This window comes from Bradyrhizobium sp. NP1, assembly GCF_030378205.1.
In the GTDB taxonomy this organism is placed as follows: Bacteria; Pseudomonadota; Alphaproteobacteria; order Rhizobiales; family Xanthobacteraceae; genus Bradyrhizobium.
Window position 1 is genome coordinate 116,734 of record NZ_CP127385.1, and the last position, 26,425, is coordinate 143,158.

Genomic DNA, 26,425 nt, shown 5'->3' on the forward strand with positions numbered 1-26,425 from the left:
CGCATGGCTAACGTCACCCTCCGTAATGTCCGCAAGACCTATCCGGGCGGGCTCGAAGCCATCAAGGGCGTCGATTTCGAGGTCGGCGACGGCCAGTTCTGCGTGCTGGTCGGCCCCTCCGGCTGCGGCAAGTCCACGCTTCTGCGCATGGTGGCGGGGCTCGAGACCATCACGAGCGGCGAGATCGACATCGGCGGGCGCATCGTCAACACGGTCGAGCCGGCCGAGCGCGACATCGCCATGGTGTTCCAGAACTACGCGCTCTATCCGCATATGAGCGTCTACAACAACATGGCCTATGGCCTGCGCAACCGCGGCATGGCCAAAGGCGAGATCGACACCCGCGTGCAGGAAGCGGCGCGCATCCTGGAGCTGTCCGCGATGCTCGAGCGCAAGCCGCGCCAGCTCTCCGGCGGCCAGCGCCAGCGCGTCGCGATGGGCCGCGCCATCGTGCGGCAGCCCAAGGTGTTCCTGTTCGACGAGCCGCTCTCCAACCTCGACGCCAAGCTGCGCATCGCGATGCGCGTCGAGATCCGCAAATTGCAGCGCAGGCTCAACACGACGTCGATCTACGTCACCCACGATCAGCTCGAGGCGATGACGCTGGCCGACATGCTGGTCGTGATGAACGCCGGCCAGGTCGAGCAGATCGGCCCGCCGCTCGCCATCTACCAGAAGCCGGCGACCACCTTCGTCGCGGCCTTCATCGGCGCGCCGCCGATGAACCTGATCGCGCTGCCCGACGGGACAATCCAGCTTCCAGATCCCGGCGCCGAGGCCGGCATTCTCGGCGTCCGCCCCGAGGACCTCCAGCTCGCCAACGGCAGCGCGCCCGACGGCGGCGTGGCATTCGACCTGACGGTGGAGGCGATCGAACGGGTCGGCGCCGAGACCTATGTGTACGGCCTGCGCGCCGCCGAGCGCGACCGGCCGGCGGCGGTCAGCGCCAGGCCCGGGGAACTGCCACCGGGGGAAATCCTGGTCCGTATTCCCGGGCAGAGCGGGCCCGCAATCGGCGAGCGCATCCGTGCGGTCGCGCCGCGGGACAAGTTGCATCTGTTCTCGGCCGACGGCCGGCGGCGCGTCGGCCTTTAACGGGTTAAGGATCGGCTGTGGGGCAATTTCCTGAGGCGCTTGAACAGCCTACAAATCATGCCCATATTGTTCCGCAAGGGGTGCCGGAAGGGCCCTGAAACGTCAAAGTCGCTTCGAGAGGACTTTGTAAACTATGTCTCGTGTTCCTACGTTATCCAGTCCGTTCCTGCTTGGATTTGACGAAATCGAGCGCGTGCTCGATCGCGTCGTCAAAGGCGCCGACGGCTACCCGCCCTACAATATCGAACGGTGCGAGCGGTCCAACGGCCAGCCCGAACGGCTGCGAATCACGCTGGCGGTGGCGGGATTTACCCGCGACCAACTCGATGTAACGATTGAGGAAAACCAGCTCGTGATCCGCGGCCGGCAGCAGGAGGAAAAGGCCCGGCAATACATCCATCGCGGCATTGCGGCGCGCCACTTCCAGCGCACCTTCGTGCTCGCGGAAGGCATGCTGGTGCTGGGCGCGGATCTGAAGAACGGGCTGTTGTCGATCGATCTGGCCCGGCCGGAGCCGGAGAAGGTCGTTAAGACAATCGCTATCAATGAACACGAATAATGGATGGAACGAGTAGCGGACTCGACCGCTTAAGTCTCAGAGGAGTCGAGACCATGACTGAAGGTAATGTTGCGTTGGAACCGCCCGTCTCGCTGGAGGCGCTGGCTACCTTGGGCGAGGGTCACATCGCCTATGTGAAGCAGATTCGCTCCGAGGACGTGCCGAGCCTGTTTCCGCAGGCGCCGAAGATCGCGCCGGGCCTGAAACTGTTCGCCCTGCACGCCGCGGACGGCACGCCGATCATGCTGACCGACTCACGCGAGGCCGCGGTCGCGAATGCCTGGAGCAACGAGCTGCAGGCCGTCAGCGTGCACTGACGCCGGAAACGGCAGCGCGAACCGCTGCCGCAGCCCATCGAATTCGGAAATAGCGGGCCTGCTCCTGGTCGACCGGGAGCAGGCCTTTTTTTGCCTCGTCAGCCTTTGCCGGCGGTTGTCGCCGCGACGCCCAAAAGCCGTGCGCGGATGTCGGGCTTTGTCACCTTGCCGACCTTGGATCGCGGAAGGTCATCCCAGATTTCGATCTGCTTTGGCGTCTTCACGCTGCCGATCCGCGCCTTGACAAAGGCTGCCAACGCATCGGTATCGGCGATGCGGCCGGCGCGCAGCTGCACCACCGCGACGATCCGCTCGCCCCACTTGTCGTCAGGGAGGCCTACGACCGCGCAGTCCTGCACCGCCTCATGGGCGCGCAGCGCGTTTTCCACCTCGACCGAATAGACGTTGAAGCCGCCGGTGATGATCATGTCCTTGGCGCGATCGACGATGTAGAGGAAGTTGTCGCCGTCGAGATAGCCGACGTCGCCGGTGTGGTGCCAGCCGAAGGCGGAGGCCTCCGCCGTGGCCTGCGGGTTCTTGTAGTAGCCGTCCATGACAAGGGAGCCGCGCACCACGATCTCGCCGCGCTCGCCGGTCGGCAGCAGCCTGCCGCTTTTGTCCATGATGCCGACCTGAACCAGCGGTGAGACCCGGCCCGCGGAGGACAGGCGGCCGACGGCGATCGAGCCGTCGGCATTGTAATGCGCCGCCGGCGGCATCATCGAGATCATCATCGGCGCTTCGGTCTGCCCGAACAACTGCGCCATCGGGCCGATACGCCTCAAGGCTTCGGCGAGCCGTGCTGCCGAGATCGGTGCCGCGCCGTACCAGAAACATTGCAGTGACGTCAGGTCCGCCGCGTCAAGCTTGGGATGGTCCAGCAGCATGTAGATCACGGTCGGCGGCAGGAAGGTGTGCGTGACCCGGTAGCGGCCGATCAGGTCGAGGAATTCCCCGATATCGGGGTGGTGCATGATCACGATCCGCCCGCCAAGCGTCATGATCGGGAAGCAGAGCACGCCGGCGGCATGCGTCAGCGGCGCCAGCGCCAGGTAGATCGGGCGGCCCGCGAAGGGATAGCCCATCAGGGTCAGCGCCGTCATGGCCTCGAGGTTGCGACCGGACAGCATGACGCCCTTGGGCTTGCCGGTGGTGCCGCCGGTGCCGGGGATCATGGCGAGATCGTCGACCGGATCGCGCTGCCAGGCGCTGTCGTCGAGGCCGGTGAGCCAGCGCTCGAAGGACGGGGCGGAGGGCAGTTCGGCATCGAGGCACACCAGCGCCCGAAGCTTCGGCAACTGGTCGCGCATCTGCTCGACCATCGGCGCAAAGCTCGAATGGAACAGCAGCAGGCCGCAGTCGAACTCGTCGAGGATGAACCGGTTCTCCGCGGCTTCGTTGCGCGGATTGATCGGGCACCAGACCGCGCCGGCGCGGGAAATACCGAACACGCAGGCAAAGGCGACCGGGTCGTTGCCGGAGAGGATCGCAACCTTGTCGTCTGCGGCCACGCCGGATCGATCAAGCCCGCGTGCGACCCGGTAGCTGAGGCGCTGCACGTCGGCATAGCTGAGGTCACGGCCGTCCATGGTCAGGCACGGCGCATCCGCACCCAGTGAGGCGCCCTTGTCGAGATAATCGATCAGCCGCACGGATCGTCTCCGCTGGTGGAAAAAGCGGCGCGAGATTATTTGCGCCGCTTCATCTCGTCACGCATGGACCGTCAGGATCGGATTCATCACGAGGCCAAAGCTGCGCAATTGCCCGAGCAACTCCCGATGTCCGAACGCCTGGCAGCCGGAGGCAAAGCCGACCCTTTTCGGTGGTTGCTGCAGCAGCACGTAAGCGGCGTAGGCCTGCAGCATGCCGGTCTGCTTGTAATTGCAATTGCCGTGGATCACGCAATGGGCACGGCCGAGCGGTCCGGAAGCGTGGACCGAATCGATCGAGGTGTTGATGCGCGGATTCTCGCGCGGCGGCATCGAGGCCTGCAGCGTCGCCGCGATGTCGGCAAGCGCCTTCTCCTGCTCTGCCGGTGGCAACGGCTTGATCTTCTCTTTCACCATCTGGGTGGTCTGCACCACGCCTTCCATGACAGGACGGGCAAGCACGCCGCCGAGAACCTTGCAGTTGGCGACACGCGGATCGTTCTTGAACCAGACCGGGTGCGCCGTGCCGCCCCACGGCACCGCGATCGCGGTCTCGTGCTGGCCGGGCACCACGACATCGGCGCGCGCGGTGACGTCCCATTCGGCATATTTGTTCTGCTCGAGATAGTACCAGTTCGCCTTGAGGATGGTGAAGATGGTCTGCGTCGAGGCGTAGGTCGGAAAGCCCTTCCAGAACACCAGAATGTCGAGCGTGTCGAGACCCGGCGTTTCCAGGCAGATATTGGCGGCGATTTCGCCGGTCGTGTACATCTGCGCCAGGTTCGGCGACAGCAGCAGGCCCTTCTGGGCGAACTGGGCGCCCCAGCGTTCCTGCGCCATCAGCACCCAATCCTGCTCGCCCGTGGTGTCGGTGTAGTGACAGCCGGCCTGCAGCGCGGCCTCCACCACCTCAGGGGCATATTTGATGAACGGGCCGACCATGTTGCTGACGACCCTGGAGCCCTTGAACAGTTTGGTCAGCGCCTCGACCGTGTGCTCGACCTGCACGACCTCGTGCTCGACGGTGTCGATGCCGGGAATCTTCTCCACCACCGCCTTGACCTTGGTGCCGTCGCGGCCGGCGGCGATGAAGGGAATGTTGTACTCGCGCAAATATTCGCAGACGAGGCGGCCGGTATAGCCGGACACGCCATAGACGACGACGGGTTTCTTCTCGCTCATCTTCCGTATCCTCCGAATTGATTGTTGGCGCGCGAGCGCGCGTTACATGCCCATGCCGCCGTCAACCGGCAGTCCGATGCCGGTGATGAAGCGCGCATCGTTCGAGCACAGGAACACCGCGGAATCGGCGATGTCGCTGACCTCGGCAAGCCGGCCGAGCGGGGTCTGCTCCACCACCGAACCGACCGCCGCGTTGATATCAGCCGCGAGCCCGATCCCGACGATGTCGTTGGCGAGCTGCATTCCCATGTCGGTCGGGATGAGGCCCGGATAGATGCAGTTGACGCGCACCCCGAAGCCGAGCTTGCCGGCTTCCATCGCCGCTACCCGCGTCATGCGATCGACCGCGGATTTGGTGCCGGAGTAGACCGCGATGCTCGGAAAGGCGATGGTCGCCGCGACGGAGGCGATGTTGACGATGACGCCGCCTTTGCCGGCCGGCCCGCCGGGCCGCATCGCGCGGAACGCGTGCTTCATGCCTAGCACGGTGCCGACGATGTTGACGTCGCACATCCGCCGCGCATCCTCCGCCCTCACCTCGCTCACCAGCGAGGTGATCTCGATTCCGGCATTGTTGATGAGAATGTCGTAGCCGCCGAGCGTGGCGATGGTGGCCGCCACCGCCCTTTCCCATTGCGCGTCGTCGGCCACGTCGAGCCTGGCGAATCCGGTCTTCACGCCGGCCTTCGCGATTTCAGCAGCGCTCGCCTTCCCGGCATCCTCCAGAATGTCGGCGATCATGACCGATGCGCCGGCACGCGCCAGCGCCTGCGCGATCGCAGCCCCGATGCCTCGGGCGCCCCCGGTGACCAGCGCCCTTTTGCCGGCGAGATTGTTCCCGTTCATGACGTGCTCCTCCCTGCTGATGTTGTTGGGCCCGGCTGTGCCGGCGGTTTGCAGCTTGCGCGCTCCGGCGCCGGCCCGGCCGGCTGCCGATCGTCCTCCCCGGACTGGAATGATCTTGACGACCGTCAAAATTTATTTTGACAAACGTCCAATAGAAGCTTGACGATTGTCAAGGCGAAACTTGACGACCGTCCGGAAAGATGGTTGCGGTGACTGCGGACGCCGCCACAGTGGATCGCGGCGAGGAAGGAAACGGAATGGCGCGGCGGGCATTGAGCGCGGCGGAGCGGGTGTCGGAAGCCGCCGAGGCGCTGCGGGAGGAGAAGTTCAACGCGCGTCGCATCGAGCTCGCGGAAGCGGCGCTCGAGACGCTTGCCGAGCTTGGCTTCGCGCGCACGAGCCTGCGCGACATCGCGCAGAACTCCGCGTTCACGCACGGCGTCTTCCACTATTATTTCAGCGACAAGCTCGACCTGATCTGCTGCTGCGTTCGGCACTACAAGGCGAAATGCGTGACGCGGTACGATGAGGTCACCGCAACGGCGCAAAGCCGCGACGAACTGATGGAAGGCTTTCTGGCGAAGCTCGCCGCCACGCTGCGCGATGACGCGCGGATGCATCGGCTGTGGTACGACCTGCGCGCCCAGGCACTGTTCGAGGCTGCCTTCCGCAAGGACGTCACCGAGATCGACAAGAGCCTCGAAAACATGGTCTGGCGCGTTGCATCGCGCTATGCGGAGCTCGGCGGGAAGCAGCCGGCGGTTTCCTCCAGCGTGCTCTATGCGCTGTTCGACGGCCTGTTCCAGAACTATCTGCTAAAGCAGCTGTCGAACGATCCGGAGGCTGTCTCCGGCCTCATCGACGAGGTCAGGCGGCTGCTGCCGACCATCTGCTGAAGACGGATAGCGGAAGCGGAAAGCGCGAAATCAGGCCGCGCTTGCCGGCGGCAGCGCCAGCACCGAATAGATCGCGTGCGCGTCGCGCGAGGCGCGCAGCTTCTTGGCGATGTCCTGGTCGCGCAACAGGCGCGCGATCCGCGCCAGCGCCTTGAGGTGATCGGCGCCTGCGCCTTCGGGGGCAAGCAGGAGGAAGACCAGATCCACGGGCTGGCCGTCCATCGCCTCGAAATCAATCGGGCGCTCGAGCCGCGCGAACAGGCCGAAGATCTTCTCGAGCTTCGGCAGCTTGCCATGGGGGATGGCGACGCCGTAGCCGACCGCTGTGGTGCCGAGCTTCTCGCGCTGCAACAGCACCTCGAAGACCGCCCGCTCGTTCTGCCCGCTCAGGCTTGCCGCGCGCGCGGCCAATTCCTGCAGCGCCTGCTTCTTGCTGTTGACCTTCAACGCCGGGAGAATCGCCTCGGGTGCGACCAGATCGGTAATCGTCATGGGGCGTTCCGAGGTGAATGAACCGTCAGGTTGCGAAATAGGCCTTGGTGGGCCAGCGTCAAGGTGAGGATGGGGGAGGCGGGCCTCATGCCCGGGTCCTGATTGGGGGGGCTTCTACTCCAACGCCAGCCCCCTGCCAACACCCGCGACGCTGTTCCTGCACCATATCCTTAAATCCCGTAGATCCCCGGAATAGGCTCCAAAGAGGCCGATTTCGGCCGCGGTTGCCTGCTCGCGATCCGAGGCCGCTCCTGTGCCGGGCAGCGCCCCATGACCCTTTCAGCGTTTCACGCGCCGCCATCGACGACGGGCGGATCGACCCAGCCGACATTGCCGTCCGCGCGCCGGTAGATGACGTTCACCCGGCCACTGGAGCCGTGCTGAAACACCAGACAGGGGGCGCCGGTCAAGTCCAATTCCAGCACCGCCTCGCTGACCGACATCCGCTTCAGCGTGGTGGTGGCTTCCGCAATGATGACCGGATTGTAGCCGGTGACCTCGTCATCGCCTTCCGCAGGGGCCTCGATCACGTAGCTCGACGCGTCGAGCGTCGGCGCCTCGATCTCGGCAAGCGCAGCCGAGGCCGCATAGGCCTTGCGCGCCGAACGGTCCTTGAGCCGGCTCTTGTAGCGGCGCAGCCGCTTCTCGATCATCAGCAGCGCCTGGTCGGCGCTGGCATAGGCGTCGGTCGCGTTCGACTCGGCCTCGAGCGTGATGCCCGAATCGAGATGCAGCGCGCAGTCGGTGCGGAAGCCGAAGCCGTCCTTGCTGAGCGTGATGTGGCCCGAGTAGTTGCCGTCGAAATACTTGCGCAGGACTTCCTCGGTACGCGCGTTGACGCGGCCGCGCAGCGCCTCGCCGACGCTGATGCTCTTGCCAGAAATCCGAAGGGTCATGGCGATGCCTCGATCGATCTTTTCAGCAGGAGCAAGACTAATCCGATTTGGCAAAGGAGCAATATGTGGTGCAGCGCCGCTCTGCCGAAGTCAGGTCGGAAGCAGCAGCGAGCTCTGCTTCTCGCGACGCCGCTGCACCGACGAGGGGATGCGCATGGCCTCGCGATATTTCGCTACCGTCCGGCGGGCGATATCAATGCCGCCCTCGCGCAATCGTTCCACGATGGTATCGTCGGACAGGATGGCGGTCGACTCCTCTGCGTCGATCAGCCGCTTGATCTGGTGCCGCACCGCTTCCGCCGAATGCGCCTCGCCGCCATCGGCCGAGGCGATCGAGGCGGTGAAGAAATACTTCAGCTCGAACGTGCCGCGGTTGGTCGCCATGTATTTGTTGGCGGTCACGCGCGATACCGTCGATTCATGCATCTGGATCGCGTCCGCTACCGCCTTCAGATTGAGCGGGCGCAGATGCGCTACGCCATGGGTGAAGAAACCGTCCTGCTGGCGCACGATCTCGGTCGCCACCTTGAGGATGGTGCGGGCGCGCTGGTCGAGCGCGCGCACCAGCCAGGTCGCGTTCTGCAGGCAATCGCTGAAATAGGATTTGTCGCCGTCCTTGCGGATCGTCCGGGACAGCTCCGTGTAGTAGGTCTGGTTGACCAGCACGCGCGGCAACGTGTCGCTGTTGAGCTCGACATGCCAGCCGCCGTCCGCTCCGGGACGCACATAGACGTCGGGCACCACGGTCTGCGTCCGCGCGGTCGAGAATTTCAGCCCCGGCTTCGGATCGAGCCTGCGGATCTCGGCGATCATGTCGGCGATGTCGTCGTCGTCGACGCCGCATAGTTTGCGCAAGGCCGCGAAGTCGCGCTTCGCCAGCACGTCGAGATGCTCGACCAGCGCCTGCATTGCGGGATCGTAGCGGTCGAGCTCGCGGAGCTGGTTGGCGAGGCATTCGCTCAAATTCCGCGCGCAGACGCCGGGCGGATCGAATTTCTGCAGCGCCGCGAGCACTGCGTCGACGTCCTGCTCCGCAGCACCGAGCCGTTCGGCAACCTGGCCGAGGTCGGGCGGCAGGTAGCCGGCCTCGTCGACGAGATCGATCAGGTACTGGCCGATCATGCGCTGGGCCGGCGCGGACAGCGCCACCGCAAGCTGCTCGGCAAGATGGTCGGCAAGCGTCACCTCGGCGGCGACGAAAGCCTCGAGGTTGTATTCCTCGTCATTGGAAGCACCGCCGCCCCATTCGGTATAGGTGGTGGGCGCGGCGTCCTGCGCGTTGCGCGCCGCAGCCTCGGCCGGCTCCTCGGAAAAGACGTTGTCGAGCCCGGTGTCCAGCGTCTGCTCGATCTCGGCGCGGCTGCCGAGATCGCGGTTCATCCATTCTTCGGCCGTCGGCTCGAAGCCGTCACCGGCCCCGTTCAGCGCCTCGCCGTGGTCGGAGTGGATGCCGTCGGCAAAGTCCGACGGCTCGTCGGAGGCCGCGGAGCCGGCAGGCTCGGCCTCGCCCGCGACCGGGGGCTCGTTGGCGTCGCTGGCGCGCTCCAGGAGCGGATTGCGCTCGAGTTCCTCTTCCACGAAAGCCGAGAGGTCGAGATTGGAGAGCTGCAGCAGCTTGATCGCCTGCATCAGCTGCGGCGTCATCACCAGCGACTGCGACTGGCGGAACTCCAATCTTTGCGTCAGGGCCATGGAGGCAAGAACGATCCGTTAAAACTGGTCCGATTCTTGCTTATCCTAGTCCAAAGCCGATGTACACGGCTTGACGGATCGGAAAAACGGGCTAGCGCCGACCTGCTGTCGGCATGGTTTAGAGACCGATACAGGCCTCCGGGGCCTAAAGCCGGAACTCCTCGCCCAGATACAGCCGCCGCACGTCGGGGTCGTTGACGATCTCCTCGGGGCTCCCCTCGGTCAGGATTTCGCCGGCATAGACGATATAGGCGCGGTCGGTCAGCCCGAGCGTTTCCCGCACATTGTGGTCGGTGATGAGAACGCCGATGCCGCGGTTGGTGAGGTGGCGCACCAGGTCCTGGATGTCGCCGACCGCGATCGGATCGATGCCGGCGAAAGGCTCGTCGAGCAGCATGTAGTTCGGGCGGGTGGCGAGCGCGCGCGCGATCTCGACACGGCGCCGCTCGCCGCCGGACAGCGCGATCGACGGGCTTTTGCGCAAGCGCGTGATGTTGAATTCGTCGAGCAGCGAATCGAGCTCGTGCTCGCGCTTCTTGCGCGAGGGCTCGACGACCTCGAGCACCGCGCGGATGTTCTGCTCCACGGTGAGGCCGCGGAAGATCGAGGCTTCCTGCGGCAGATAGCCGATGCCGAGCCGCGCGCGCTGGTACATCGGCAGCTTGGTGACGTCATGGCCGTCAAGCTCGATCGCGCCGCGATCGGCCTTGATCAGGCCGGTGATCATGTAGAACACGGTGGTCTTGCCGGCGCCGTTGGGGCCCAAGAGGCCAACGGCCTCGCCGCGGCGAACATAGATGCTGACGCCGCGCACCACCTGGCGCGTGCCAAAACTTTTTTCCACGCTATGCACAGCGAGATAGCCGGGACGGCGCAGCAGCTGCGGGCCGCCTGCGCCGTTGCCCTTCGTCGCGGGCTTGGCCGGCGGTTTTGCTCGCGGTCGCGGCGGTTCGTTCCGCTGCGGCTGCTCGGCGCGCACCGGGGCCGGCTGCAGGCCGGGCATCTCGCGCGCGATCGGCGGGGCGTCGCGAACCGGGCCGGTCAACAGGCCGCCCAGGGAATCGCCGAGCGCGGTGATGTCGTCCGGCGCGCGGGCAAAGCCGGGACGGCCGCGCTGTTTGGCGGGGCGCCGACGGAACATGCCGAGTAGATCCACCATCCCCGCTTCGCCTTAACTGTCCGCTGGTCGTCCCAAAATGTGCCGGAGCGCCCCGATTCGCCCGGCAGCATGAATGAATGGACGTCCCTTGCCCAGTGAACGCCTGGGATATTCGCGGCCCACCTTCCCAAAGGCTAGATACAGGCTCGCCCCCGGTGCTTCAACCTCGACGGACCGCGTTCATGAGCAAGTTATTGATTTTGCTTTTGTTTGGACGAACCACCGGAAGCGCCGCCTGCACTGGTGCTTCCGGGGGTCCCGGGGGTGTTGTTCTGGCTGGGCAGGAACAGGCCCTGAACCCGCCCCGAATCGGATTCGACCCGCGACACGCCTGTCGTCATATCGACCAGCAGGCGGTCGCCGCGCAGGACGTTCTTGCCCTGGGTCAGCACCACACCGCCGAGCATGGTGACTAGGTTGGTCTTGGTGTCGAACACGGCACTTTCGCCCGTCACCACCTGGTCCTTCTGGGTCACGACCACATTGCCGCGCGCCTCCAGCCGCTTGATCGACGAGCTGCCGCCGGGGCCTGGCGTGCTGGACTGCATCGGCGCCGCCTTGGCGCCCTTGGCTGCCGGCGCGGCAGCGGGCTGCGCCGCGCCCGAATTCGATTCGTAGAACACCACCAGCGTCTTCGACGTCATGGTGGTGTCGCCCTGCACCACCTTCACATTGCCGGAGAAGGTCGCTTCCTTTTTCTTGTCGCGCATTTCCAGCGAAGCCGCCTCGATCTGGATCGGCTGGTCGCGGTTCTGCGAAAAGCCCTGCATGGCGTTGGGGACGCCCTGCACCGCGCTCTGGCCGCGCGCCGCGGCAGCGCTTGCGATCAGAAGCGCGCAGGCGAGCGTCGCTGCATGGTGCATGCCACGTCGGACCGAACCGCTGCGCTGAAAACGAGTGGTCATCATGATCACTTCGAGCTCGTTGATTTGGCCGGGGTGGATCGCGCCTTCGCCGATGCCGCAGCGTCCTGCTGCGGCGGCGTGGTGCTGCTGGTGTCGTCGGACGTGCCGAGATTATCCAGATGCATCACCACATTACCCTCGAATCTCACGACCTCGCCGCCGCCGGTGATCCTGAGCCGATCGGCGCTGATCGTGCCGTTGGTCAGCGTGACGTCGACATGATCGTCCGAGGTGACGATGCCCTTGCCCATGTCGATGAAGGCCTGGTTGAGCTTTGCCTGATACCCGCTGGAGGTCTGCAGGAACACGTCCTTCTGCAACTCCATGGTCTGCTGCTTGTTGTCGAAAACGCCGCTGCGGGCGTCCAGCATCACGGTGGACTGATCCTCCGTCAGGAGCTTCGCGCGCAGGGTCTTCAGCTCGACGTGGTCGGGATTGGTGATGTCCTGGGTCGCGGTCTTGGCCCAGAGCTCGTAGGGTCGCCGGTCGGTCGTGTAGCCGGAGAGATGCGGCGATTCCATCGTGATCTTGGTGCCGGAGACGACCAGATTCTCCATGTTGATCGGCAGCTTCGGAATCAGCATGCGGAACGGATTGAACACCGACACCAAAATCACCGCGGCCATCGCCACGATCACCGCCGCCGGCACCGCGACGCGCAGGATCCGCACCAGCCGGCTGTGGCGCTCGGCAAGCGCAAAGCGCGCCTCGAGGCTCGCCTGAGGCGCCGGCTTCTGGACCGAATTCACCGCTGCTCCGAACGAGGACATCCCGCCATTCTACCCGCCCCCGGCCGAATATGCAGCCTGGACAGGCCTGAGGACTATGACCGAAACGGGGCGTTAACGCTGCCAAATGCCGCATCGGCGGCCGGCCACCCCCAAGCACGGTCGCTTCAGGTCGAATCACCATCGCGCTTTATTGATTGCGCATGATCCCCGCGCAAACGCGTTCCGCGTTTGTCGCAAGGGAAAACCGGTGCCCACTTGTCCGGATCACGCGCTATGAATGCGCGAAGATGTCCTCGGCCTCCCAGCCCGACAGGTCGAGTTTCGCCCGCGTCGGCAGGAACTCGAAGCAGGCCTGTGCAAGCTCGGTGCGGCCCTCGCGCGCCAGCATCGCGTCGAGACGCTCGCGTAGCGCGTGCAGATGCAGGACGTCGGAGGCGGCATAGGCGAGCTGCGCGTCGCTCAAGGCGTCACTGCCCCAGTCGCTCGACTGCTGCTGCTTGGAAAGATCGATGTTGAGCAACTCGCGCACGAGGTCCTTCAGACCGTGGCGATCGGTATAGGTGCGCGCCAGGCGTGAAGCGATCTTGGTGCAATAGATCGGCTGCGCCATCACGCCGAAGGTCTGATACAGCACGGCGATATCGAAGCGGGCGAAATGGAAGATCTTGGTGATCGCGTCGTTCGCCAGCAGCGCCTTCAAATTCGGCGCGTCGCGCTGATCCGCGGGAATTTGCACCACGTCGGCACTGCCGTCGCCGTTCGACAACTGCACCACGCACAGCCGGTCGCGATGCGGGTTGAGCCCCATCGTTTCGGTGTCGATCGCCACCGAGCGGGTGTAGCGGGAGAGATCGGGCAGGTCGCCGCGATGCAGGCGTACGGTCATCAAGGCCTCTGGTGTCGATTCGAAGCGAGACACTACCGCCCAAATTCGCAACAGGCGAGCGGCGGCAACGGCGTTTTGGACCGGAAAATCGCGGCGGAGAAGGCAAAGGCGACGGGCATATCCCGCCGCGCGAATCGCGGCGCAGCCGCCGCCATCCCGGCGCGCCGTCGAACGCGACGGCTCAGCGATTCGGATCGTCCAGCGGCTTCGGCGGCTGCAGGCCCGGGCTGTTGGCCCAGAGATCGATGTTTTCGATGACCTTCTGATGGCTCGGTCGTCGGGGCGCAGGCGGCTCCCGCTCCTCGGAGAGCTTGCGCGGCAGCTTGATTTGTTCCGTCATCGGCGTGCTCCGTTGACGGGGAGCATGCGCGCGACGGAGCCCCAAATCAAGAACTAACTTATTGTTATTATTGCGAAATTTTACTAATTTTGTGCTTGAATCGACTTTGGCGGAACCGTCGCGCCTTACATTTGTTGAGTAAATTACTCAATTGGCTAACCCTGGAAATTCCGATGAACGACGTGCGCGACGAACGCCTCCAAGTGATGCTTTCTCCGGACGAACTGGCGGCGGTTGATGATTTTCGCTTCAAGCACCGGATGCCGACCCGGGCGGCGGCCGTGCGCGAGCTGTTGAAGCTCGGCCTGACAGTGGTGGCGCCCGCCGCGGGAGCCGGCATGAAATCCAGCAGTTACGGCGTATTCAGCCGCGGCCCGGATGGGCATTCGCCCGGCCCGTCTGAGTCGGCGGAGTAGCAGCCGCAAGGCTGCCCCGGACCGCGCGGACTGACGCCGCGCACCGCCGGCATTTTTCGGGCTGGGCAGGATGGTGCCCAGGAAAGGACTCGAACCTTCACGGCTGTGAGGCCACTGGCACCTGAAGCCAGCGCGTCTACCAATTCCGCCACCTGGGCCCGGGCCGGTTACTACGGATCGGTCGCGCGCTTGTCAAATTGGCGAAGAGGTCGCCGAATAGACTTGTGCAGGGCGGGCCGGATGGCGTATCGCGAAACCCGCATAATTGCGCGCAAACCCTCCCTTTGACCGGCAGGAATTGATCCCATGGCTTCGAATCTCGACACCCTGGTCACGGTTTTCGGGGGATCGGGCTTCCTCGGCCGCTATGTGGTCCGCGCGCTCTGCAAGCGCGACTATCGCGTCCGCGTCGCGGTGCGGCGCCCCGAGCTCGCCGGCCACCTGCAGCCGCTCGGCCGGGTCGGCCAGATCCATGCCGTGCAGGCCAATGTGCGCTATCCCGCCTCCGTCGAAGCCGCGATGCGCGATGCCCGTGTTGCCGTCAACCTGGTCGGCACGCTCACCGAGAGCGGCGGGCAGACGTTCGACGCCGTGCAGGCCAAGGGCGCCGAAGCGGTCGCTAGGGCGGCAAAGGCGGCGGGCGCCGGCATGGTGCATGTCTCGGCGATCGGCGCCGACGACAAATCCGCGTCGCGCTACGCCCGCAGCAAGGCGGAAGGCGAGAAGGCCGTGCTGGCAGCGCTGCCGCAGGCCGCCATCCTGCGGCCCTCGCTGATGTTCGGCCCGGAGGACCAGTTCACCAACCGCTTTGCGGCGCTCGCACGGATATCGCCGTTCCTGCCGCTGGTCGGCGGCGGCGCCACCCGCCTGCAGCCGACCTATGTCGCCGACGTCGCAACCGCCGTCGCCGACGCCGTCGACGGCAAGACGAAACCCGGCGCCACTTACGAGCTCGGCGGCCCGGAAGTGCTGACGATGCGCGAGATCATGCAGATCATTCTCGACATTACCGATCGCAAGCGCATGCTGCTGTCGCTGCCGTTCGGCCTCGCCAGGCTCCAGTCCTACTTCCTGCAATTCGCGCCGGGGCCGCTGAAGCTGACGCCGGATCAGGTGGAATTGCTGCGGCTCGACAATGTCGTCTCGGATGCGGCAAGGGCCGCGGGCCTGACGCTCGAGGGCTTGGGCATCGCACCGGACTCGCTCGAGGCCGTCGCCCCGCAATATCTCTGGCGCTTCCGGCCGGCCGGCCAGTTCCAGCGCCGCAACGCCTGAAAACAAGCCCGCCCTTTCATAGCGTTTTCGAGCGAAGCGGGCGCCGGTTCGCGTGAAGAAAACGCGTCAAACAAGAACCGAAAATACTCTAGTGCCCCATCGCCAGGGCGATCAGGCCGAGCGTGCCGACGATCACGCGCCACCAGGCGAACAGCGTGAAGCCGTGGCGGGTGACGTAGTTCAGGAACGTCTTGACGACAATGATCGCGGTGATGAAGGACACCACGAAACCGATCGCGATGATGCCGAGATGATCGATCGTCATGTCGGCACGGCTTTTGTAGAAGTCGTAGGCGAAAGCGCCAATCATGGTCGGGATCGCCAGGAAGAATGAGAATTCGGCCGCCGACCGCTTGTCGGCCCCGAGCAGCATCGCCGCCACGATGGAGGCGCCGGAACGCGACACGCCGGGGATCATGGCAAGACACTGCGCGACGCCGATCCACAGATACATCAGAAGCGGAAACCTCGTCGCGTCATGCTCGTGCGGCTTGTGGTCGATCTGGTCGACCCACATCAGGATGGCGCCGCCGACGATCAGCGAGAAGCAGACCACCCATGGATTGAACAGAACTTCCTTGATGTATTTTCCGACAATGAGGCCGATGACGACCGCGGGCAGGAACGCCACCAGCACGCCGATCACGAAGCGGCGATCGTCGGGATTGGAAAACATGCCGAGCGCGATGCGCCAGAGCTTGGCGAAATAGATCACGACGATCGCGAGAATCGCGCCGAGCTGGATCAGGATCGCAAAGCTCTTCCAGAAATTGTCCTCGCCGAGGTTGAAGAAGCGCTCCGCCAGCAGCAGGTGGCCGGTCGAGGAAACCGGCAGAAACTCGGTGACGCCTTCGACGATGCCGAGAATCACCGCCCGCATTGCATCTGACATCATGGGATCAGGTCCGCTGGTCTTGAGGGATTCGCCTGCAAAAGCCGGGTTCTTCTCGCCTATTCGCATCCCCACCGCAATCGCAAAATGCGAATGCAAAAGGCGGGGTTGCCTCGGGCGCGCGCTTGGGTAGTTTGGCGCCGCGTCGCGGGCTGGGAGTTGAACGTTTGCACGGCCGCCGCGACAAACCGTAAGGGCTCATGTTCACGCTGTTCCACCATCCCTTCTGCCCGCATTCGCGATTCGTCCGGCTCGTGCTCGGCGAATATGGCCTCGACTTGCGGTTGGTCGAGGAGCGGTCCTGGGAACGGCGCGAAGCGTTCCTTGCCCTCAATCCGGCGGGAACCACGCCGGTGCTGATCGAGGAAGGCCGGCCCGCGATCCCCGGCGCGGGGATCATCGCCGAATATATCGACGAGACCCATGGCGGCGAGATGGCCGACCGGCGGCTGTTGCCGACCACCATGGCCGAGCGCGTCGAGGTGCGGCGGCTGATGGCCTGGTTCAACGACAAGTTCTTCGAGGAGTCTTCCAGCCCGCTCGTCACCGAACGCATCTACAAGCGCTTCATGAGCGAGGAGACCGGCGGCGGCGCGCCGTCGACCGACGTGATCCGCGCGGCCAAGACCAATGTGCGCTATCATCTCGCCTATATCGGCTGGCTGGCGCGGACACGGAATTTCCTTGCCGGCGACCGGCTGACCTATGCGGATCTGGCCGCCGCGGCGCATCTGTCGGCGATCGACTATCTGGGCGACGTGCCATGGAGCGAGGACGACGCAGCAAAGGCGTGGTACGCGCGGGTGAAGTCCCGCCCGTCGTTCCGTCCGCTGCTCAGCGAGTGGCTGGCGGGCGTGCCAGCCTCGCGCACCTACGTGGACCTCGACTTCTGAACGATCTAGTGGTCCGATTCTAACATTCGCACCCCATCTGGGAGACACGTTTTGCGAATGTTAGAATCATAGGACCACTAGCAAATTATTTGTTCTAGTGGAGCTTTGGATTTGACGTTCGCATCGAGGAATCGCGGCGAGGAGATGGCGAACGTCAAATCCGCTCCACTAGCAGAGCTGAAGGGCAGGCTCGCCGGGCAGGCCCGCGCGCATGGCTTTGACTGCATCGGCGTTACCGGCGCCGATGCGATCGGCGACGCCGCCAATCACTTCCACGCCTTTCTCGCTTCAGGCGGCCATGGCGACATGGATTGGCTCGCCGCCAACCCTGCGCGCCGTGCCGATCCGCGCACGCTGTGGAACGAGGTACGCAGCGTGATCATGCTCGGCGTCAACTATGGCCCGAGCGAGGATCCGCTCGCGATCCTCGCGCAGCGCACGCGCGGCGCGATCTCGGTCTATGCGCAAGGCGACGACTATCATGACGTCATCAAGAAGAACCTCAAGGCGCTGGCGCGCTGGCTGGTGCAACAGACCGGCTGCGACGTGAAGGTCTTTGTCGATACCGCAGCCGTGATGGAGAAGCCGCTCGCGCATGCCGCGGGGCTCGGCTGGCAGGGCAAGCACACCAACCTGGTGTCGCGCGAATTCGGCTCCTGGCTGTTTCTCGGCGCGATCTACACCACACTCGACCTGCCCCACGACGAGCCGGAGACCGACCATTGCGGATCGTGCCGCGCCTGCCAGGACATCTGTCCGACCGCGGCCTTCCCGGCGCCCTACAAGCTCGATGCGCGGCGCTGCATCTCCTACCTCACGATCGAGAACAAGGGTGCGATCCCGATCGAATTCCGCCGCGCGATCGGCAACCGCATCTATGGCTGCGACGATTGCCTCGCAGTGTGCCCCTGGAACAAGTTCGCGCAGGCCGGGCGCGAGACCAAGCTTGCCGCGCGCGACGCGCTTCGGGCGCCTTCGCTCGCGACGCTGGCGCGGCTCGACGATGCCGCGTTTCGCGCACTGTTTACGAAATCGCCGGTCAAGCGGCTCGGCCGCGACCGCTTCATCCGCAATGTGCTGATCGCGATCGGCAATTCCGCCGATGCAACGCTCGCGCACGAAGCCGAGCAATTGCTTTCCGACGCAAGTCCGCTGGTGCGGGGTGCTGCGATATGGGCACTCTCGCAGCTCGTGCCGAAGCAGCGCGTCGCGGCGCTGGCGGCGCAGGCCGCGGTCGCCGAACCGGACGCGCAGGTGCGCGAGGAGTGGCGGATGGCAGCCGCCTGCCCTTGATTTCATCGCGGCAAATCCGCCATGGTCGCTGGCTCATGACCAACCAGCCTATGACCAACCAGCCTTTCTTCACCAAAAACCAGGACAGCTTCATCCCCACGCCGATGGCGAACGGCTTCTGGGACCCGAATTCGATGCACGGCCGCGTCGTGATCGGGCTCCTCGCCTTCGTCATCGAGCAGCGCCACGGCGGCGAGGATTTCCTGCCCGCGCGGCTCACCGTCGACATGTTTCGCCTGCCGAACATCCTCACCCCAGTCGAGGTCAAGACGCGGCTGATCCGCGACGGCCTGCGCATCCGCATGGTCGAGGCCGACTTCCTCTCGGGCGGCGTCGTGATGGCGCGAGCCTCCTGCCAGCTCCTGCGCCGGACCGAGAATCCGCAGGGAAAGGTCTGGTCACCGCCGAACTGGGACGCACCGAAACCAGCCGCCATTCCCGCGCCGACCGATCCGCGGCTCGGCATGAACGGCAAATGGACGACGCGACCGATCGTTGGTCACATGGGCTCGCTCGGCCCACGGCGGCTCTGGATGAGCGAGGTGCGCGATCTCGTCGAAGGCGTGCCGATGACGCCGTTCGTGCACGTCGCGCTGGCCGCGGATTTCGCCAGCCCCTTTGCGAATGCCGGCGATCAGGGGCTCGGCTTCATCAATAGCGACGTCACGCTCTATCTGCACCGCCTGCCGGCGACGCGATGGATCGGCTTCGAGGTGGTGAACCATCACGCGACAAGCGGCATCGCGATCGGCGAATGCTGGCTCTATGACGAAGAGGGCGCGATCGGCTCCTCGACGGTCGCGGCGCTGGCGCAGCGCAAGCCGATGAAGCGGCCGCCGCCGCCTTGATCTCGACTGTCATGCCCCGCGAAGGCGGGGCATCCAGAAATCCGTGAAGATCGAGATCAGTCCGATAAGCCGCGGCGTACTCGTCCGCGTTCGCGGACGATGACAATGAAAGAACCGGGCGCTTCACCCGATCTCGGCCACTGCGGCCATGATCCGCGCGATGTCCTGCGGACGCGACAGGCGATGATCGCCGTCCTGGATCATGGTCAGCACCACGTCGTCGGCCGGCAGCCGGTGCGCCAGCGCAAAGGCATGCTTCCAGGGCACGTCGGGGTCTTGTGCGCCCTGCAGGATGCGGACCGGACAGCCGACATCGATGGAACTGCCGAGCAACAGATGGTTGCGGCCTTCCTCAATCAGCGCGCGGGTGATCGGATAGGGCGAGCCGTCACCATATTGTGACGGACGCAGCCACACGCCCTTGCTTTCGATCTCCTGGCGGACCTCGGGCGAAAAGCCCTTCCACATCAGCTCTTCGGTAAAATCGGGCGCCGGCGCGATCAGCACCAGCCCTGCGAGCGAGGCGGCATCCGCCGGTTGCCGCGCGAGTTCGCGCGCCAGCAGCAGCGCCATCCAGCCGCCCATGGAGGAGCCGACCACCACCTGACGCCCGCTGCAGAATTGCCGGAATAAAGCCACGCTCTCCTCGAGCCAGCGCCCGATGGTGCCCTCGGCGAAATCGCCGCCGGATTCGCCATGGCCCGAATAGTCGAACCGCACGCAGGCGCGACCGCGCTCCGCCGCCCAGGCATCGAGCGCCAGGGCTTTGGTGCCCGCCATGTCCGACTTGAAGCCGCCGAGCCAGAACAATCCGGGTGCTGCGCCCTTGCGGGCGCGAACCGCGATCCGCCGAGCGGCAGCACCGCTTCCGACCTCGATGAAAACAGGCGGCTCGGCACTATCTGCGGAACTGGTCATGGTCATCCGTCGTTACTCTGCCTTCTCGCGGCTGTTTGGGCGCGGTCGTTCGATCCGTCAACCGACCGCAGGGGTGAAGGCATCCCTGCGACTTGCGCGAGGCGGCAGCGGTATCTATTTCGCTCGCGTGACCAAAATGCCGCGCATTTGAGGGTTTTGACACCAAACCGCGCGAGTTTGCTTGCCGCCAGCGGCTTCTTCCTTCAGACTACTGCCCTTCGTTCACAACTTTGGAGAGTTACCCATTCGCCGTCCCAACAGAGCCCCGCCCGCTGCCGCCAAAGACGGGCCGCGCACCAATGATGAGATCCGCAACGCCCAGATCCAGCTAATCGACCAGAGCGGTACCAACCTGGGTACCGTCGAGACCGTCGTCGCCATCAGGATGGCCGCCGAAGCCGGCATGGATCTGGTGGAGATTTCGCCGAATACGACCCCTCCCGTCTGCAAGATCATGGACTACGGGAAGTTCAAATATTCGGCGCAAAAGAAAGCCGCCGAGGCCCGCAAGAAGCAGAAGGTCGTGGAGATCAAGGAGATCAAGCTGCGGCCGATGATCGATGATCACGACTATGACGTGAAGATGCGCGCGATGCAGCGCTTCTTCGAGGAAGGCGACAAGGTCAAGATCACCCTGCGCTACCGCGGCCGCGAAATGGCACACCAGGAGATCGGCACCAAGCTGCTCGACAAGGTGAAGGCCGACGTCGCCAACATCGCCAAGGTGGAGCAGGACGCGAAGTTCGAGGGCCGCCAGGTCGTGATGGTGCTGGCGCCGCGCTGACCGGACCATAGCTAATGGACTATCGGAAACGGCCCGCGGGAAGCGTCTCGCGGGCCGTTTGCATGGTCCTCAGCCGCGCGTGGCTTGCCACGTGCCGCTGCAGCGGTCGCCGGTGATGATGCCGCTCCAGGAGCCCGCTCCGTAGTTGCCGGCGAGCCGGCCGCCACCGCTGGCCCTGGAGGCGCCGACCGAAACCCGGACCGCAACGGCGCCGCCACGATTCACCGAGCCCGCGACGCGGCCGCCGCCCGCGGACGAAACCCGACCGCCACTAACGGTGAAGGGAACGCTGTAGCCCGAGCTGCAGACGCCACGGGTGGTGGCGAAAACCACGTTCCAGACGCCGTCATAGCGGCCGGCGACTCGGAGGGGTCGGGCATCGGCGGACCCCGGCACGACGACGGCCGCGATCGAGAAAGCGGCCAGCATCAGGCACAAGGGGCGGCGGGCGGAAAAAGCGACGGAAGCGGCAATCGGCTGGCAAATCGTGGTCATTTCATCCCTCCCTGGTTCGTCCGTGCAGGCCAATCGCGGAGTAGTCGGGCCACGCGATGGCGCGGTTCATCATTGCCAATTCGCGCATCCTCTGCCATAAGCCCAGCCTTCGATCGCCCGGCTGATCAAGGGCTGCCGTGGCGCTCACCCATGCGGGTTGCTTGCTAGACAAATAACCCAGCATTTTCAACGCTCTAACGAGCATTTTAGCCGGCCGCACGCGCTTTACGCGCGCGTTTCTATTGCGGCCAAAGGAGAGCCAAATGCCCAAGCTGAAGACCAAATCGGGCGCCAAAAAGCGCTTCAAGGTGACTGCCACGGGTAAAGTGGTCCACGCCCAGCGCGGCAAGCGCCACGGCATGATCAAGCGGACGAAGAAGCAGATTCGTCAGCTCCGCGGCACCCGCGTGCTGTTCAAGACCGACGGCGACAACATCAAGAAGTACTTCCTGCCGAACGCGTAACAGCGTTCCCGTCGCCAACAGCCAGGCCGCGTCCACGCGGCGATCCCGTCACCTTAGTCTGAAGGATTTTAGTCATGTCTCGCGTCAAACGCGGTGTGACCTCCCACGCCAAGCACAAGAAAGTCTTCAAGGCCGCCAAGGGCTATTACGGCCGCCGCAAGAACACGATCCGCGCCGCCAAGCAGGCGGTGGAGAAGGCCGGCCAGTACGCCTTCCGCGATCGCAAGCGCAAGAAGCGCACCTTCCGCGCCCTCTGGATCCAGCGCCTCAACGCCGCCGTCCGTCCGTTCGGCCTGACCTACAGCCGCTTTATCGACGGCCTGTCGAAATCGGGCATCACGGTCGACCGCAAGGTGCTGTCGGATCTCGCCATCCACGAGCCCGCGACGTTCCAGGCGATCGCCGAGAAGGCCAAGGCGGCGCTCGCAGCCTAGATGCGGCGGATCAGCGGGCGCCTGCCGCGCCCGCGTGTTTCCGCGTGCGCTGCGCATAGCGCTGGGCGACTTCCGCGCGACAGAACGCCGTGAACGAACGATACATCGTGCCGTCCTCGTTCTGGTATTTGCGGTCGCAGGCCCGCATCTCGCGCCGGTAGGTCAGCATCTCGGGCGCCTTGAGCTGCGCAAGAAAGTCGGCTTCGCACTTCTTCTCGACGGCGGCGCCAAGCTGGATGTCGCCGCTCGTGCCGAATTCGCAGGCTTCGAACAGCTTCATCGCACGTTCGCATCCGGACGAGACGCTGATGGTGTCGACGATCTCCTCGAGCGTCATGGATTTGTCGAGACAGACCGCGGCGAGTGCCGGAGCCCCGGCAATCGACAAAACGGTGGCCAGAACAGGCAAACGGGGTCCAAACCGCATCGCTTTCTCCCTCCCTCATTCACTTTGGTAGAGCGCGCATGCGAGAGGGTTCAAGGAGCCTCGCCGCGCGGCTTTAGGCCTTGACGTTTCGACCCGGCCGCAGCCACAACCAGCGGCCTTCCTGGGCAAAACAGGGAATTGACCGTGTCCGACCTCGCAACGCTCGAACAATCCATCCTCGATCAGATCGCAGCCGCTGGCGACGAAGCCGCGCTGGAGACCGTCCGCGTCGCAGCCCTCGGCAAGAAGGGCTCGATCTCGGCGCTTCTTTCCACGCTGGGAAAAATGTCGCCGGAGGAGCGCAAGACGCAAGGTGCCGCGATCAACCTCGCCAAGGACAACGTCACGCAGGCGCTCGCAGCGCGGCGCGACATCCTGAAATCAGCAGCACTCGACGCCCGGCTCGCCGCCGAGACCATCGACGTCACGCTGCCGGTGCGCGAGCCGCCAACCGAGACGGGGCGGATTCACCCGCTGAGCCAGGTGATGGACGAGTTGACGGCGATCTTCGCCGACATGGGCTTTGCGATTGCCGAAGGCCCCGACATCGAGACCGACGACTACAATTTCACCAAGCTGAACTTCCCGGTCGGCCATCCGGCGCGGGAGATGCATGACACGTTCTTCTTCAATCCGAAGGACGACGGTTCGCGCCTGTTGCTGCGCACCCACACTTCGCCGGTGCAGGTGCGCACCATGCTGAGCCAGAAGCCGCCGATCCGGGTGATCTGCCCGGGCCGCACCTACCGAATCGACTCCGATGCGACGCATACGCCGCAGTTTCACCAGGTCGAGGGCCTCGTGATCGACAAGGGCTCTCATCTCGGCCACCTCAAGTGGATCCTGCACGAATTCTGCAAGGCCTTCTTCGAGGTCGACCACATCAACATGCGTTTCCGGCCGTCGTTCTTCCCGTTCACCGAGCCGTCGCTGGAGGTCGACATCCAGTGCCGTCGCGACAAGGGCGAGATCCGCTTCGGCGAAGGCGAGGACTGGCTGGAGATTCTCGGCTGCGGCATGGTGCATCCGAACGTGCTGCGCGCCTGCGACATCGATCCTGATGTCTACCAGGGCTTTGCCTGGGGCATGGGCATCGACCGCATCGCGATGCTGAAATACGGCATGTCGGACTTGCGACAACTGTTCGAAAGCGACGTGCGCTGGCTGTCGCATTACGGCTTCAAGCCGCTGGAAGTGCCGACGCTCGCGGGAGGGCTGAGCTCGTGAAATTCACCCTCTCCTGGCTGAAGGACCATCTCGACACCGACGAGCCCCTGGAAAAGCTCGCGAACAAGCTCACCATGATCGGGCTCGAGGTCGAGAGCATCGAGGACAAGGCGAAGGCGCTGCAGCCCTTCACCATCGCGCGCGTGATCTCGGCCGAGCAGCATCCGAATGCCGACCGCTTGCGCGTTTGCATGGTCGATACCGGAGGCGGCGCTGCCCCCGTGCAGGTCGTCTGCGGCGCGCCCAACGCGCGCGCAGGGCTGATCAGCGTATTCTCGGCGCCGGGCACCTTCATCCCCGGCAAGAACATCACGCTTTCGGTCGGCACCATCCGCGGCGTCGAGAGCCGCGGCATGCTGTGCTCGGCGGCTGAACTTGAGATCTCCGATGATCATGATGGGATCCTGGAGCTGCCGGCCGACGCGCCGGTCGGCGCCGCCTACGCCGAATGGGCGGGGCTCGGCGATCCCGTGATCGAGATCAACCTGACGCCGAACCGGCAGGACTGTGCCGGCGTGCATGGCATCGCGCGCGACCTTGCCGCGGCCGACATGGGCAAGTTCAAGGATCCCGCGATCAAGCCGGTGAAGGGCGAATTCCCCTGCCCGGTGAAGGTGACGGTCGAGGACGAGAAGCTTTGTCCGGGCTTCGCGCTGCGGCTGGTGCGCGGCGTCAGGAACGGCCCGTCGCCGAAATGGCTGCAGGACCGTCTCACCGCGATCGGCTTGCGCCCGATCAACGCGCTGGTCGATATCACCAACTTCATGACATATGACCGTTCGCGGCCGCTGCACGTGTTCGACGCCAGGAAGGTCAAGGGCAATCTCGTGGTGCGCCATGCCCGCGACGGCGAGACGCTGCTCGCGCTCGATGGCCGCACCTACACGCTGGACAGTTCGGTCTGCGTGATAGCGGACGATCACGGCGTCGAATCGCTCGCCGGCATCATGGGTGGCGAGGCCTCGGGCTGCGACGAGAACACCACCGACGTGCTGATCGAATCGGCGTTGTGGAACGAGATCAATATCGCGCAGACCGGCCGCAAGCTCGGCATCAATTCGGACGCGCGCTACCGCTTCGAGCGCGGTGTCGACCCGGCCTTCATGGTGCCGGGACTCGAGCTCGCCACCCGCCTCGTGATGGAAATGTGCGGCGGCGCACCGTCGGAAACCATCGTCGTCGGCAACCGTTTCGGCGACGACCGTGTGATCGATTTCCCGCTTTCAGAAGTGAAGCGGCTCGCCGGCATCGACGTGCCGCTTCCGGAGATGCGCCGCATCCTCTCCCATCTCGGCTTCATGGTGGCCGGCAACGGCCCGGTGGTGAAGGTCGCCGTTCCTTCCTGGCGCACCGACGTCCACGGCAAGGCCGACATCGTCGAGGAGATCGTGCGCATCATCGGCGTCGACAAGGTGCCGGAGACGCCGTTCGAGCGTGGCGAGGACGCGCGCAAGCCGGTCTTGACGCCGATCCAGCGCCGCACCCGCCGCGCCAAGCGGGCGCTCGCCGCGCGCGGCATGGTCGAGGCGGTGACCTGGTCTTTCATCTCGAAGCAGGCCGCCGAGCTGTTCGGCGGCGGCAAGGCGGAGCTCGCGCTCGCCAACCCGATCGCGTCCGATCTCTCCGACATGCGGCCGAGCCTGTTGCCCGGCCTGATCGCGGCGGCGCAGGCCAATGCCGACCGTGGCTTTTCCGATGTGTCGCTGTTCGAGGTCGGCCAGGTCTTTGCCGGCGACCGTCCGGAGGATCAGTGGACCGCGGCCGCCGGCGTGCGTCACGGCTTTGCATCGTCGCAGGGTCTCGGACGGCACTGGTCGGGCTCGAAAACCGCGGACGCCTTCGACGCCAAGGCCGATGCGCTCGCGGTGCTGGCGGCTGCCGGCGCGCCGATGCAGGCGCTGCAGATCGTGCCCGGTGGCGCGAGCTGGCTGCATCCGGGGCGCTCCGGCACGATCCAGATCGGACCGCAGAATGTGCTCGGCACCTTCGGCGAGCTGCACCCGCGCGCGCTGGAAGCGTTGCGGGCCGACGGCCCGATCATGGCCTTCGAGGTCATTCTCGACCGGATTCCCGCGGCCAAGCCGAAGGTCACGCGCGCCAAGCCCGCGCTTGAGCTTTCCGCCTTCCAGCCGGTGTCGCGTGACTTCGCCTTCATCATCGACCGCAGCGTCAAGGCAATCGACATCGTGCGCACGGCGCAGGGCGTCGACAAGAAGCTGATCACCGACGTCACCGTGTTCGACGTCTACGAAGGCAAGGGCATCGATCCCGCGAAGAAATCGGTCGCGATCGCCGTGACCATGCAGCCGCGCGAGAAAACCATGACCGACCAGGAGATCGACGCGGTCGCCGAGAAGATCGTGGCCGAGGTGATCAAGAAGACCGGCGGCACGCTGCGCGCATGATCTTGGCGG

General features: G+C 65.0%; 29 protein-coding genes and 1 tRNA gene. 14 read left to right on the forward strand and 16 right to left on the reverse strand.

All coding sequences use genetic code 11. The features are described from left to right. The first annotated feature begins 3 nt into the window (after positions 1–3). The 3 genes from QOU61_RS00505 to QOU61_RS00515 all read left to right on the forward strand — a co-directional run bounded on the left by QOU61_RS00505 (position 4) and on the right by QOU61_RS00515 (position 1,971). A complete protein-coding gene (locus QOU61_RS00505) occupies positions 4–1,095 on the forward strand; it encodes a sn-glycerol-3-phosphate import ATP-binding protein UgpC (protein ID WP_289656206.1) in 1,092 nt (363 codons plus the stop codon). A 133-nt stretch (positions 1,096–1,228) separates the two neighbouring features. Beyond that, entirely contained in the window at positions 1,229–1,654 is a 426-nt protein-coding gene (locus QOU61_RS00510; protein ID WP_289656207.1) for an Hsp20 family protein, read from the forward strand. Positions 1,655–1,707: 53 nt separating this feature from the next. Further along, the gene (locus tag QOU61_RS00515; RefSeq protein WP_289656208.1) at positions 1,708–1,971 is read left to right on the forward strand and encodes a BQ00720 family protein; all 264 of its coding nucleotides are present in this window, start codon (positions 1,708–1,710) and stop codon (positions 1,969–1,971) included. A gap of 98 nt (positions 1,972–2,069) precedes the next feature. Here QOU61_RS00515 and QOU61_RS00520 read toward each other — a convergent pair whose 3' ends face one another. The 3 genes from QOU61_RS00520 to QOU61_RS00530 are packed head-to-tail and all read right to left on the reverse strand — an operon-like array spanning position 2,070 to position 5,648. Then, the gene (locus tag QOU61_RS00520; RefSeq protein ID WP_289656209.1) at positions 2,070–3,623 is read right to left on the reverse strand and encodes an AMP-binding protein; all 1,554 of its coding nucleotides are present in this window, start codon (positions 3,621–3,623) and stop codon (positions 2,070–2,072) included. A gap of 57 nt (positions 3,624–3,680) precedes the next feature. Next, complete coding sequence (locus QOU61_RS00525; protein WP_289656210.1) at positions 3,681–4,802, reverse strand: DUF5938 domain-containing protein; 1,122 nt, start codon at positions 4,800–4,802, stop codon at positions 3,681–3,683. A gap of 42 nt (positions 4,803–4,844) precedes the next feature. Next, positions 4,845–5,648: an SDR family NAD(P)-dependent oxidoreductase gene (locus QOU61_RS00530; RefSeq protein ID WP_289656211.1), complete on the reverse strand. Its 804-nt coding sequence runs from the start codon at positions 5,646–5,648 to the stop codon at positions 4,845–4,847. A gap of 257 nt (positions 5,649–5,905) precedes the next feature. On the opposite strand from QOU61_RS00530, the gene QOU61_RS00535 reads away from it, so the two are divergent. Further along, positions 5,906–6,544, forward strand: coding sequence for a TetR/AcrR family transcriptional regulator (locus tag QOU61_RS00535; RefSeq protein WP_289656212.1), 639 nt, complete (start codon positions 5,906–5,908; stop codon positions 6,542–6,544). Between the two features lie 30 nt (positions 6,545–6,574). On the opposite strand, the gene ptsN is transcribed toward QOU61_RS00535, so the two are convergent. The 8 genes from ptsN to QOU61_RS00575 all read right to left on the reverse strand — a co-directional run bounded on the left by ptsN (position 6,575) and on the right by QOU61_RS00575 (position 13,645). Continuing rightward, on the reverse strand, positions 6,575–7,036 hold the full coding sequence (ptsN, locus tag QOU61_RS00540) for a PTS IIA-like nitrogen regulatory protein PtsN (protein WP_289656213.1): 462 nt from the start codon (positions 7,034–7,036) through the stop codon (positions 6,575–6,577). Positions 7,037–7,323: 287 nt separating this feature from the next. Beyond that, complete coding sequence (gene hpf, locus QOU61_RS00545) at positions 7,324–7,932, reverse strand: ribosome hibernation-promoting factor, HPF/YfiA family (protein WP_289656214.1); 609 nt, start codon at positions 7,930–7,932, stop codon at positions 7,324–7,326. A gap of 90 nt (positions 7,933–8,022) precedes the next feature. Next, on the reverse strand, positions 8,023–9,624 hold the full coding sequence (rpoN, locus tag QOU61_RS00550) for an RNA polymerase factor sigma-54 (protein WP_289656215.1): 1,602 nt from the start codon (positions 9,622–9,624) through the stop codon (positions 8,023–8,025). 145 nt (positions 9,625–9,769) lie between these two features. Further along, positions 9,770–10,783, reverse strand: coding sequence for an LPS export ABC transporter ATP-binding protein (gene lptB / locus QOU61_RS00555; protein ID WP_289656216.1), 1,014 nt, complete (start codon positions 10,781–10,783; stop codon positions 9,770–9,772). A 191-nt stretch (positions 10,784–10,974) separates the two neighbouring features. After that, positions 10,975–11,688, reverse strand: coding sequence for an LptA/OstA family protein (locus QOU61_RS00560; RefSeq protein ID WP_289656217.1), 714 nt, complete (start codon positions 11,686–11,688; stop codon positions 10,975–10,977). A gap of 5 nt (positions 11,689–11,693) precedes the next feature. Continuing rightward, positions 11,694–12,437: an LPS export ABC transporter periplasmic protein LptC gene (gene lptC, locus QOU61_RS00565; protein ID WP_502877004.1), complete on the reverse strand. Its 744-nt coding sequence runs from the start codon at positions 12,435–12,437 to the stop codon at positions 11,694–11,696. 253 nt (positions 12,438–12,690) lie between these two features. After that, entirely contained in the window at positions 12,691–13,305 is a 615-nt protein-coding gene (locus QOU61_RS00570; RefSeq protein WP_289656219.1) for a ribonuclease D, read from the reverse strand. 181 nt (positions 13,306–13,486) lie between these two features. Continuing rightward, on the reverse strand, positions 13,487–13,645 hold the full coding sequence (locus QOU61_RS00575) for a hypothetical protein (protein ID WP_289656220.1): 159 nt from the start codon (positions 13,643–13,645) through the stop codon (positions 13,487–13,489). A gap of 173 nt (positions 13,646–13,818) precedes the next feature. Here QOU61_RS00575 and QOU61_RS00580 point away from each other — a divergent pair, with 173 nt between their 5' ends. Then, the gene (locus QOU61_RS00580; RefSeq protein WP_289656221.1) at positions 13,819–14,061 is read left to right on the forward strand and encodes a hypothetical protein; all 243 of its coding nucleotides are present in this window, start codon (positions 13,819–13,821) and stop codon (positions 14,059–14,061) included. A 71-nt stretch (positions 14,062–14,132) separates the two neighbouring features. Here the strand turns inward: QOU61_RS00580 and QOU61_RS00585 are convergent. Beyond that, positions 14,133–14,219: transfer RNA gene (locus tag QOU61_RS00585), tRNA-Leu, on the reverse strand. Between the two features lie 148 nt (positions 14,220–14,367). Between QOU61_RS00585 and QOU61_RS00590 the strand changes: the two genes are divergently transcribed. Further along, positions 14,368–15,336: a complex I NDUFA9 subunit family protein gene (locus QOU61_RS00590; RefSeq protein WP_289656222.1), complete on the forward strand. Its 969-nt coding sequence runs from the start codon at positions 14,368–14,370 to the stop codon at positions 15,334–15,336. A gap of 88 nt (positions 15,337–15,424) precedes the next feature. Here QOU61_RS00590 and QOU61_RS00595 read toward each other — a convergent pair whose 3' ends face one another. Continuing rightward, entirely contained in the window at positions 15,425–16,231 is an 807-nt protein-coding gene (locus tag QOU61_RS00595; RefSeq protein ID WP_289656223.1) for an undecaprenyl-diphosphate phosphatase, read from the reverse strand. Positions 16,232–16,428: 197 nt separating this feature from the next. Here QOU61_RS00595 and QOU61_RS00600 point away from each other — a divergent pair, with 197 nt between their 5' ends. The 3 genes from QOU61_RS00600 to QOU61_RS00610 all read left to right on the forward strand — a co-directional run bounded on the left by QOU61_RS00600 (position 16,429) and on the right by QOU61_RS00610 (position 19,262). Beyond that, entirely contained in the window at positions 16,429–17,121 is a 693-nt protein-coding gene (locus QOU61_RS00600) for a glutathione S-transferase family protein (protein WP_289656224.1), read from the forward strand. A gap of 144 nt (positions 17,122–17,265) precedes the next feature. Continuing rightward, positions 17,266–18,414 carry a tRNA epoxyqueuosine(34) reductase QueG gene (gene queG / locus QOU61_RS00605; protein WP_289662132.1) on the forward strand — a complete coding sequence of 383 codons (1,149 nt, stop codon included), beginning with the start codon at positions 17,266–17,268 and terminating at the stop codon, positions 18,412–18,414. 50 nt (positions 18,415–18,464) lie between these two features. Continuing rightward, positions 18,465–19,262, forward strand: a complete 798-nt coding sequence (locus QOU61_RS00610; protein WP_289662134.1) for an acyl-CoA thioesterase domain-containing protein — start codon at positions 18,465–18,467, stop codon at positions 19,260–19,262. A gap of 123 nt (positions 19,263–19,385) precedes the next feature. Here QOU61_RS00610 and QOU61_RS00615 read toward each other — a convergent pair whose 3' ends face one another. Next, the gene (locus QOU61_RS00615) at positions 19,386–20,180 is read right to left on the reverse strand and encodes an alpha/beta hydrolase (RefSeq protein ID WP_289656225.1); all 795 of its coding nucleotides are present in this window, start codon (positions 20,178–20,180) and stop codon (positions 19,386–19,388) included. A 244-nt stretch (positions 20,181–20,424) separates the two neighbouring features. Here QOU61_RS00615 and infC point away from each other — a divergent pair, with 244 nt between their 5' ends. Continuing rightward, entirely contained in the window at positions 20,425–20,964 is a 540-nt protein-coding gene (gene infC, locus QOU61_RS00620; RefSeq protein WP_289662136.1) for a translation initiation factor IF-3, read from the forward strand. Positions 20,965–21,033: 69 nt separating this feature from the next. Here infC and QOU61_RS00625 read toward each other — a convergent pair whose 3' ends face one another. After that, the gene (locus QOU61_RS00625) at positions 21,034–21,459 is read right to left on the reverse strand and encodes a hypothetical protein (protein ID WP_502876870.1); all 426 of its coding nucleotides are present in this window, start codon (positions 21,457–21,459) and stop codon (positions 21,034–21,036) included. A 263-nt stretch (positions 21,460–21,722) separates the two neighbouring features. Here QOU61_RS00625 and rpmI point away from each other — a divergent pair, with 263 nt between their 5' ends. Both rpmI and rplT read left to right on the forward strand, forming a co-directional pair. Next, a complete protein-coding gene (gene rpmI / locus QOU61_RS00630; RefSeq protein WP_289656226.1) occupies positions 21,723–21,923 on the forward strand; it encodes a 50S ribosomal protein L35 in 201 nt (66 codons plus the stop codon). A gap of 74 nt (positions 21,924–21,997) precedes the next feature. Next, positions 21,998–22,357 (forward strand): 50S ribosomal protein L20, encoded by a 360-nt coding sequence (gene rplT, locus QOU61_RS00635; RefSeq protein ID WP_289656227.1) that lies wholly within the window; start codon positions 21,998–22,000, stop codon positions 22,355–22,357. Positions 22,358–22,367: 10 nt separating this feature from the next. Here rplT and QOU61_RS00640 read toward each other — a convergent pair whose 3' ends face one another. Then, positions 22,368–22,784: a hypothetical protein gene (locus tag QOU61_RS00640; protein ID WP_289656228.1), complete on the reverse strand. Its 417-nt coding sequence runs from the start codon at positions 22,782–22,784 to the stop codon at positions 22,368–22,370. Positions 22,785–22,928: 144 nt separating this feature from the next. Here QOU61_RS00640 and pheS point away from each other — a divergent pair, with 144 nt between their 5' ends. Beyond that, positions 22,929–24,011 (forward strand): phenylalanine--tRNA ligase subunit alpha, encoded by a 1,083-nt coding sequence (pheS, locus tag QOU61_RS00645; RefSeq protein WP_289656229.1) that lies wholly within the window; start codon positions 22,929–22,931, stop codon positions 24,009–24,011. Then, a complete protein-coding gene (gene pheT, locus QOU61_RS00650) occupies positions 24,008–26,416 on the forward strand; it encodes a phenylalanine--tRNA ligase subunit beta (protein WP_289656230.1) in 2,409 nt (802 codons plus the stop codon). The genes pheS and pheT overlap by 4 nt, the downstream gene beginning before the upstream one ends. Positions 26,417–26,425: the final 9 nt, after the last annotated feature.

Coding starts and splice junctions, on each gene's coding strand:
- hpf (WP_289656214.1), bottom strand. CDS start 7,932: ATGACCCTTCGGATTTCTGGCAAGAGCATCAGCGTCGGCGAGGCGCTG.
- lptB (WP_289656216.1), bottom strand. CDS start 10,783: ATGGTGGATCTACTCGGCATGTTCCGTCGGCGCCCCGCCAAACAGCGC.
- queG (WP_289662132.1), top strand. CDS start 17,266: ATGGCGAACGTCAAATCCGCTCCACTAGCAGAGCTGAAGGGCAGGCTC.
- QOU61_RS00610 (WP_289662134.1), top strand. CDS start 18,465: ATGACCAACCAGCCTTTCTTCACCAAAAACCAGGACAGCTTCATCCCC.
- rpmI (WP_289656226.1), top strand. CDS start 21,723: ATGCCCAAGCTGAAGACCAAATCGGGCGCCAAAAAGCGCTTCAAGGTG.
- QOU61_RS00515 (WP_289656208.1), top strand. CDS start 1,708: ATGACTGAAGGTAATGTTGCGTTGGAACCGCCCGTCTCGCTGGAGGCG.
- QOU61_RS00590 (WP_289656222.1), top strand. CDS start 14,368: ATGGCTTCGAATCTCGACACCCTGGTCACGGTTTTCGGGGGATCGGGC.
- QOU61_RS00530 (WP_289656211.1), bottom strand. CDS start 5,648: ATGAACGGGAACAATCTCGCCGGCAAAAGGGCGCTGGTCACCGGGGGC.
- rpoN (WP_289656215.1), bottom strand. CDS start 9,624: ATGGCCCTGACGCAAAGATTGGAGTTCCGCCAGTCGCAGTCGCTGGTG.
- ptsN (WP_289656213.1), bottom strand. CDS start 7,036: ATGACGATTACCGATCTGGTCGCACCCGAGGCGATTCTCCCGGCGTTG.
- QOU61_RS00570 (WP_289656219.1), bottom strand. CDS start 13,305: ATGACCGTACGCCTGCATCGCGGCGACCTGCCCGATCTCTCCCGCTAC.
- QOU61_RS00560 (WP_289656217.1), bottom strand. CDS start 11,688: ATGACCACTCGTTTTCAGCGCAGCGGTTCGGTCCGACGTGGCATGCAC.
- QOU61_RS00615 (WP_289656225.1), bottom strand. CDS start 20,180: ATGACCAGTTCCGCAGATAGTGCCGAGCCGCCTGTTTTCATCGAGGTC.
- QOU61_RS00595 (WP_289656223.1), bottom strand. CDS start 16,231: ATGATGTCAGATGCAATGCGGGCGGTGATTCTCGGCATCGTCGAAGGC.
- QOU61_RS00625 (WP_502876870.1), bottom strand. CDS start 21,459: ATGACCACGATTTGCCAGCCGATTGCCGCTTCCGTCGCTTTTTCCGCC.
- QOU61_RS00575 (WP_289656220.1), bottom strand. CDS start 13,645: ATGACGGAACAAATCAAGCTGCCGCGCAAGCTCTCCGAGGAGCGGGAG.
- QOU61_RS00580 (WP_289656221.1), top strand. CDS start 13,819: ATGAACGACGTGCGCGACGAACGCCTCCAAGTGATGCTTTCTCCGGAC.
- rplT (WP_289656227.1), top strand. CDS start 21,998: ATGTCTCGCGTCAAACGCGGTGTGACCTCCCACGCCAAGCACAAGAAA.
- QOU61_RS00600 (WP_289656224.1), top strand. CDS start 16,429: ATGTTCACGCTGTTCCACCATCCCTTCTGCCCGCATTCGCGATTCGTC.
- QOU61_RS00510 (WP_289656207.1), top strand. CDS start 1,229: ATGTCTCGTGTTCCTACGTTATCCAGTCCGTTCCTGCTTGGATTTGAC.
- QOU61_RS00505 (WP_289656206.1), top strand. CDS start 4: ATGGCTAACGTCACCCTCCGTAATGTCCGCAAGACCTATCCGGGCGGG.
- QOU61_RS00535 (WP_289656212.1), top strand. CDS start 5,906: ATGGCGCGGCGGGCATTGAGCGCGGCGGAGCGGGTGTCGGAAGCCGCC.
- QOU61_RS00640 (WP_289656228.1), bottom strand. CDS start 22,784: ATGCGGTTTGGACCCCGTTTGCCTGTTCTGGCCACCGTTTTGTCGATT.
- QOU61_RS00525 (WP_289656210.1), bottom strand. CDS start 4,802: ATGAGCGAGAAGAAACCCGTCGTCGTCTATGGCGTGTCCGGCTATACC.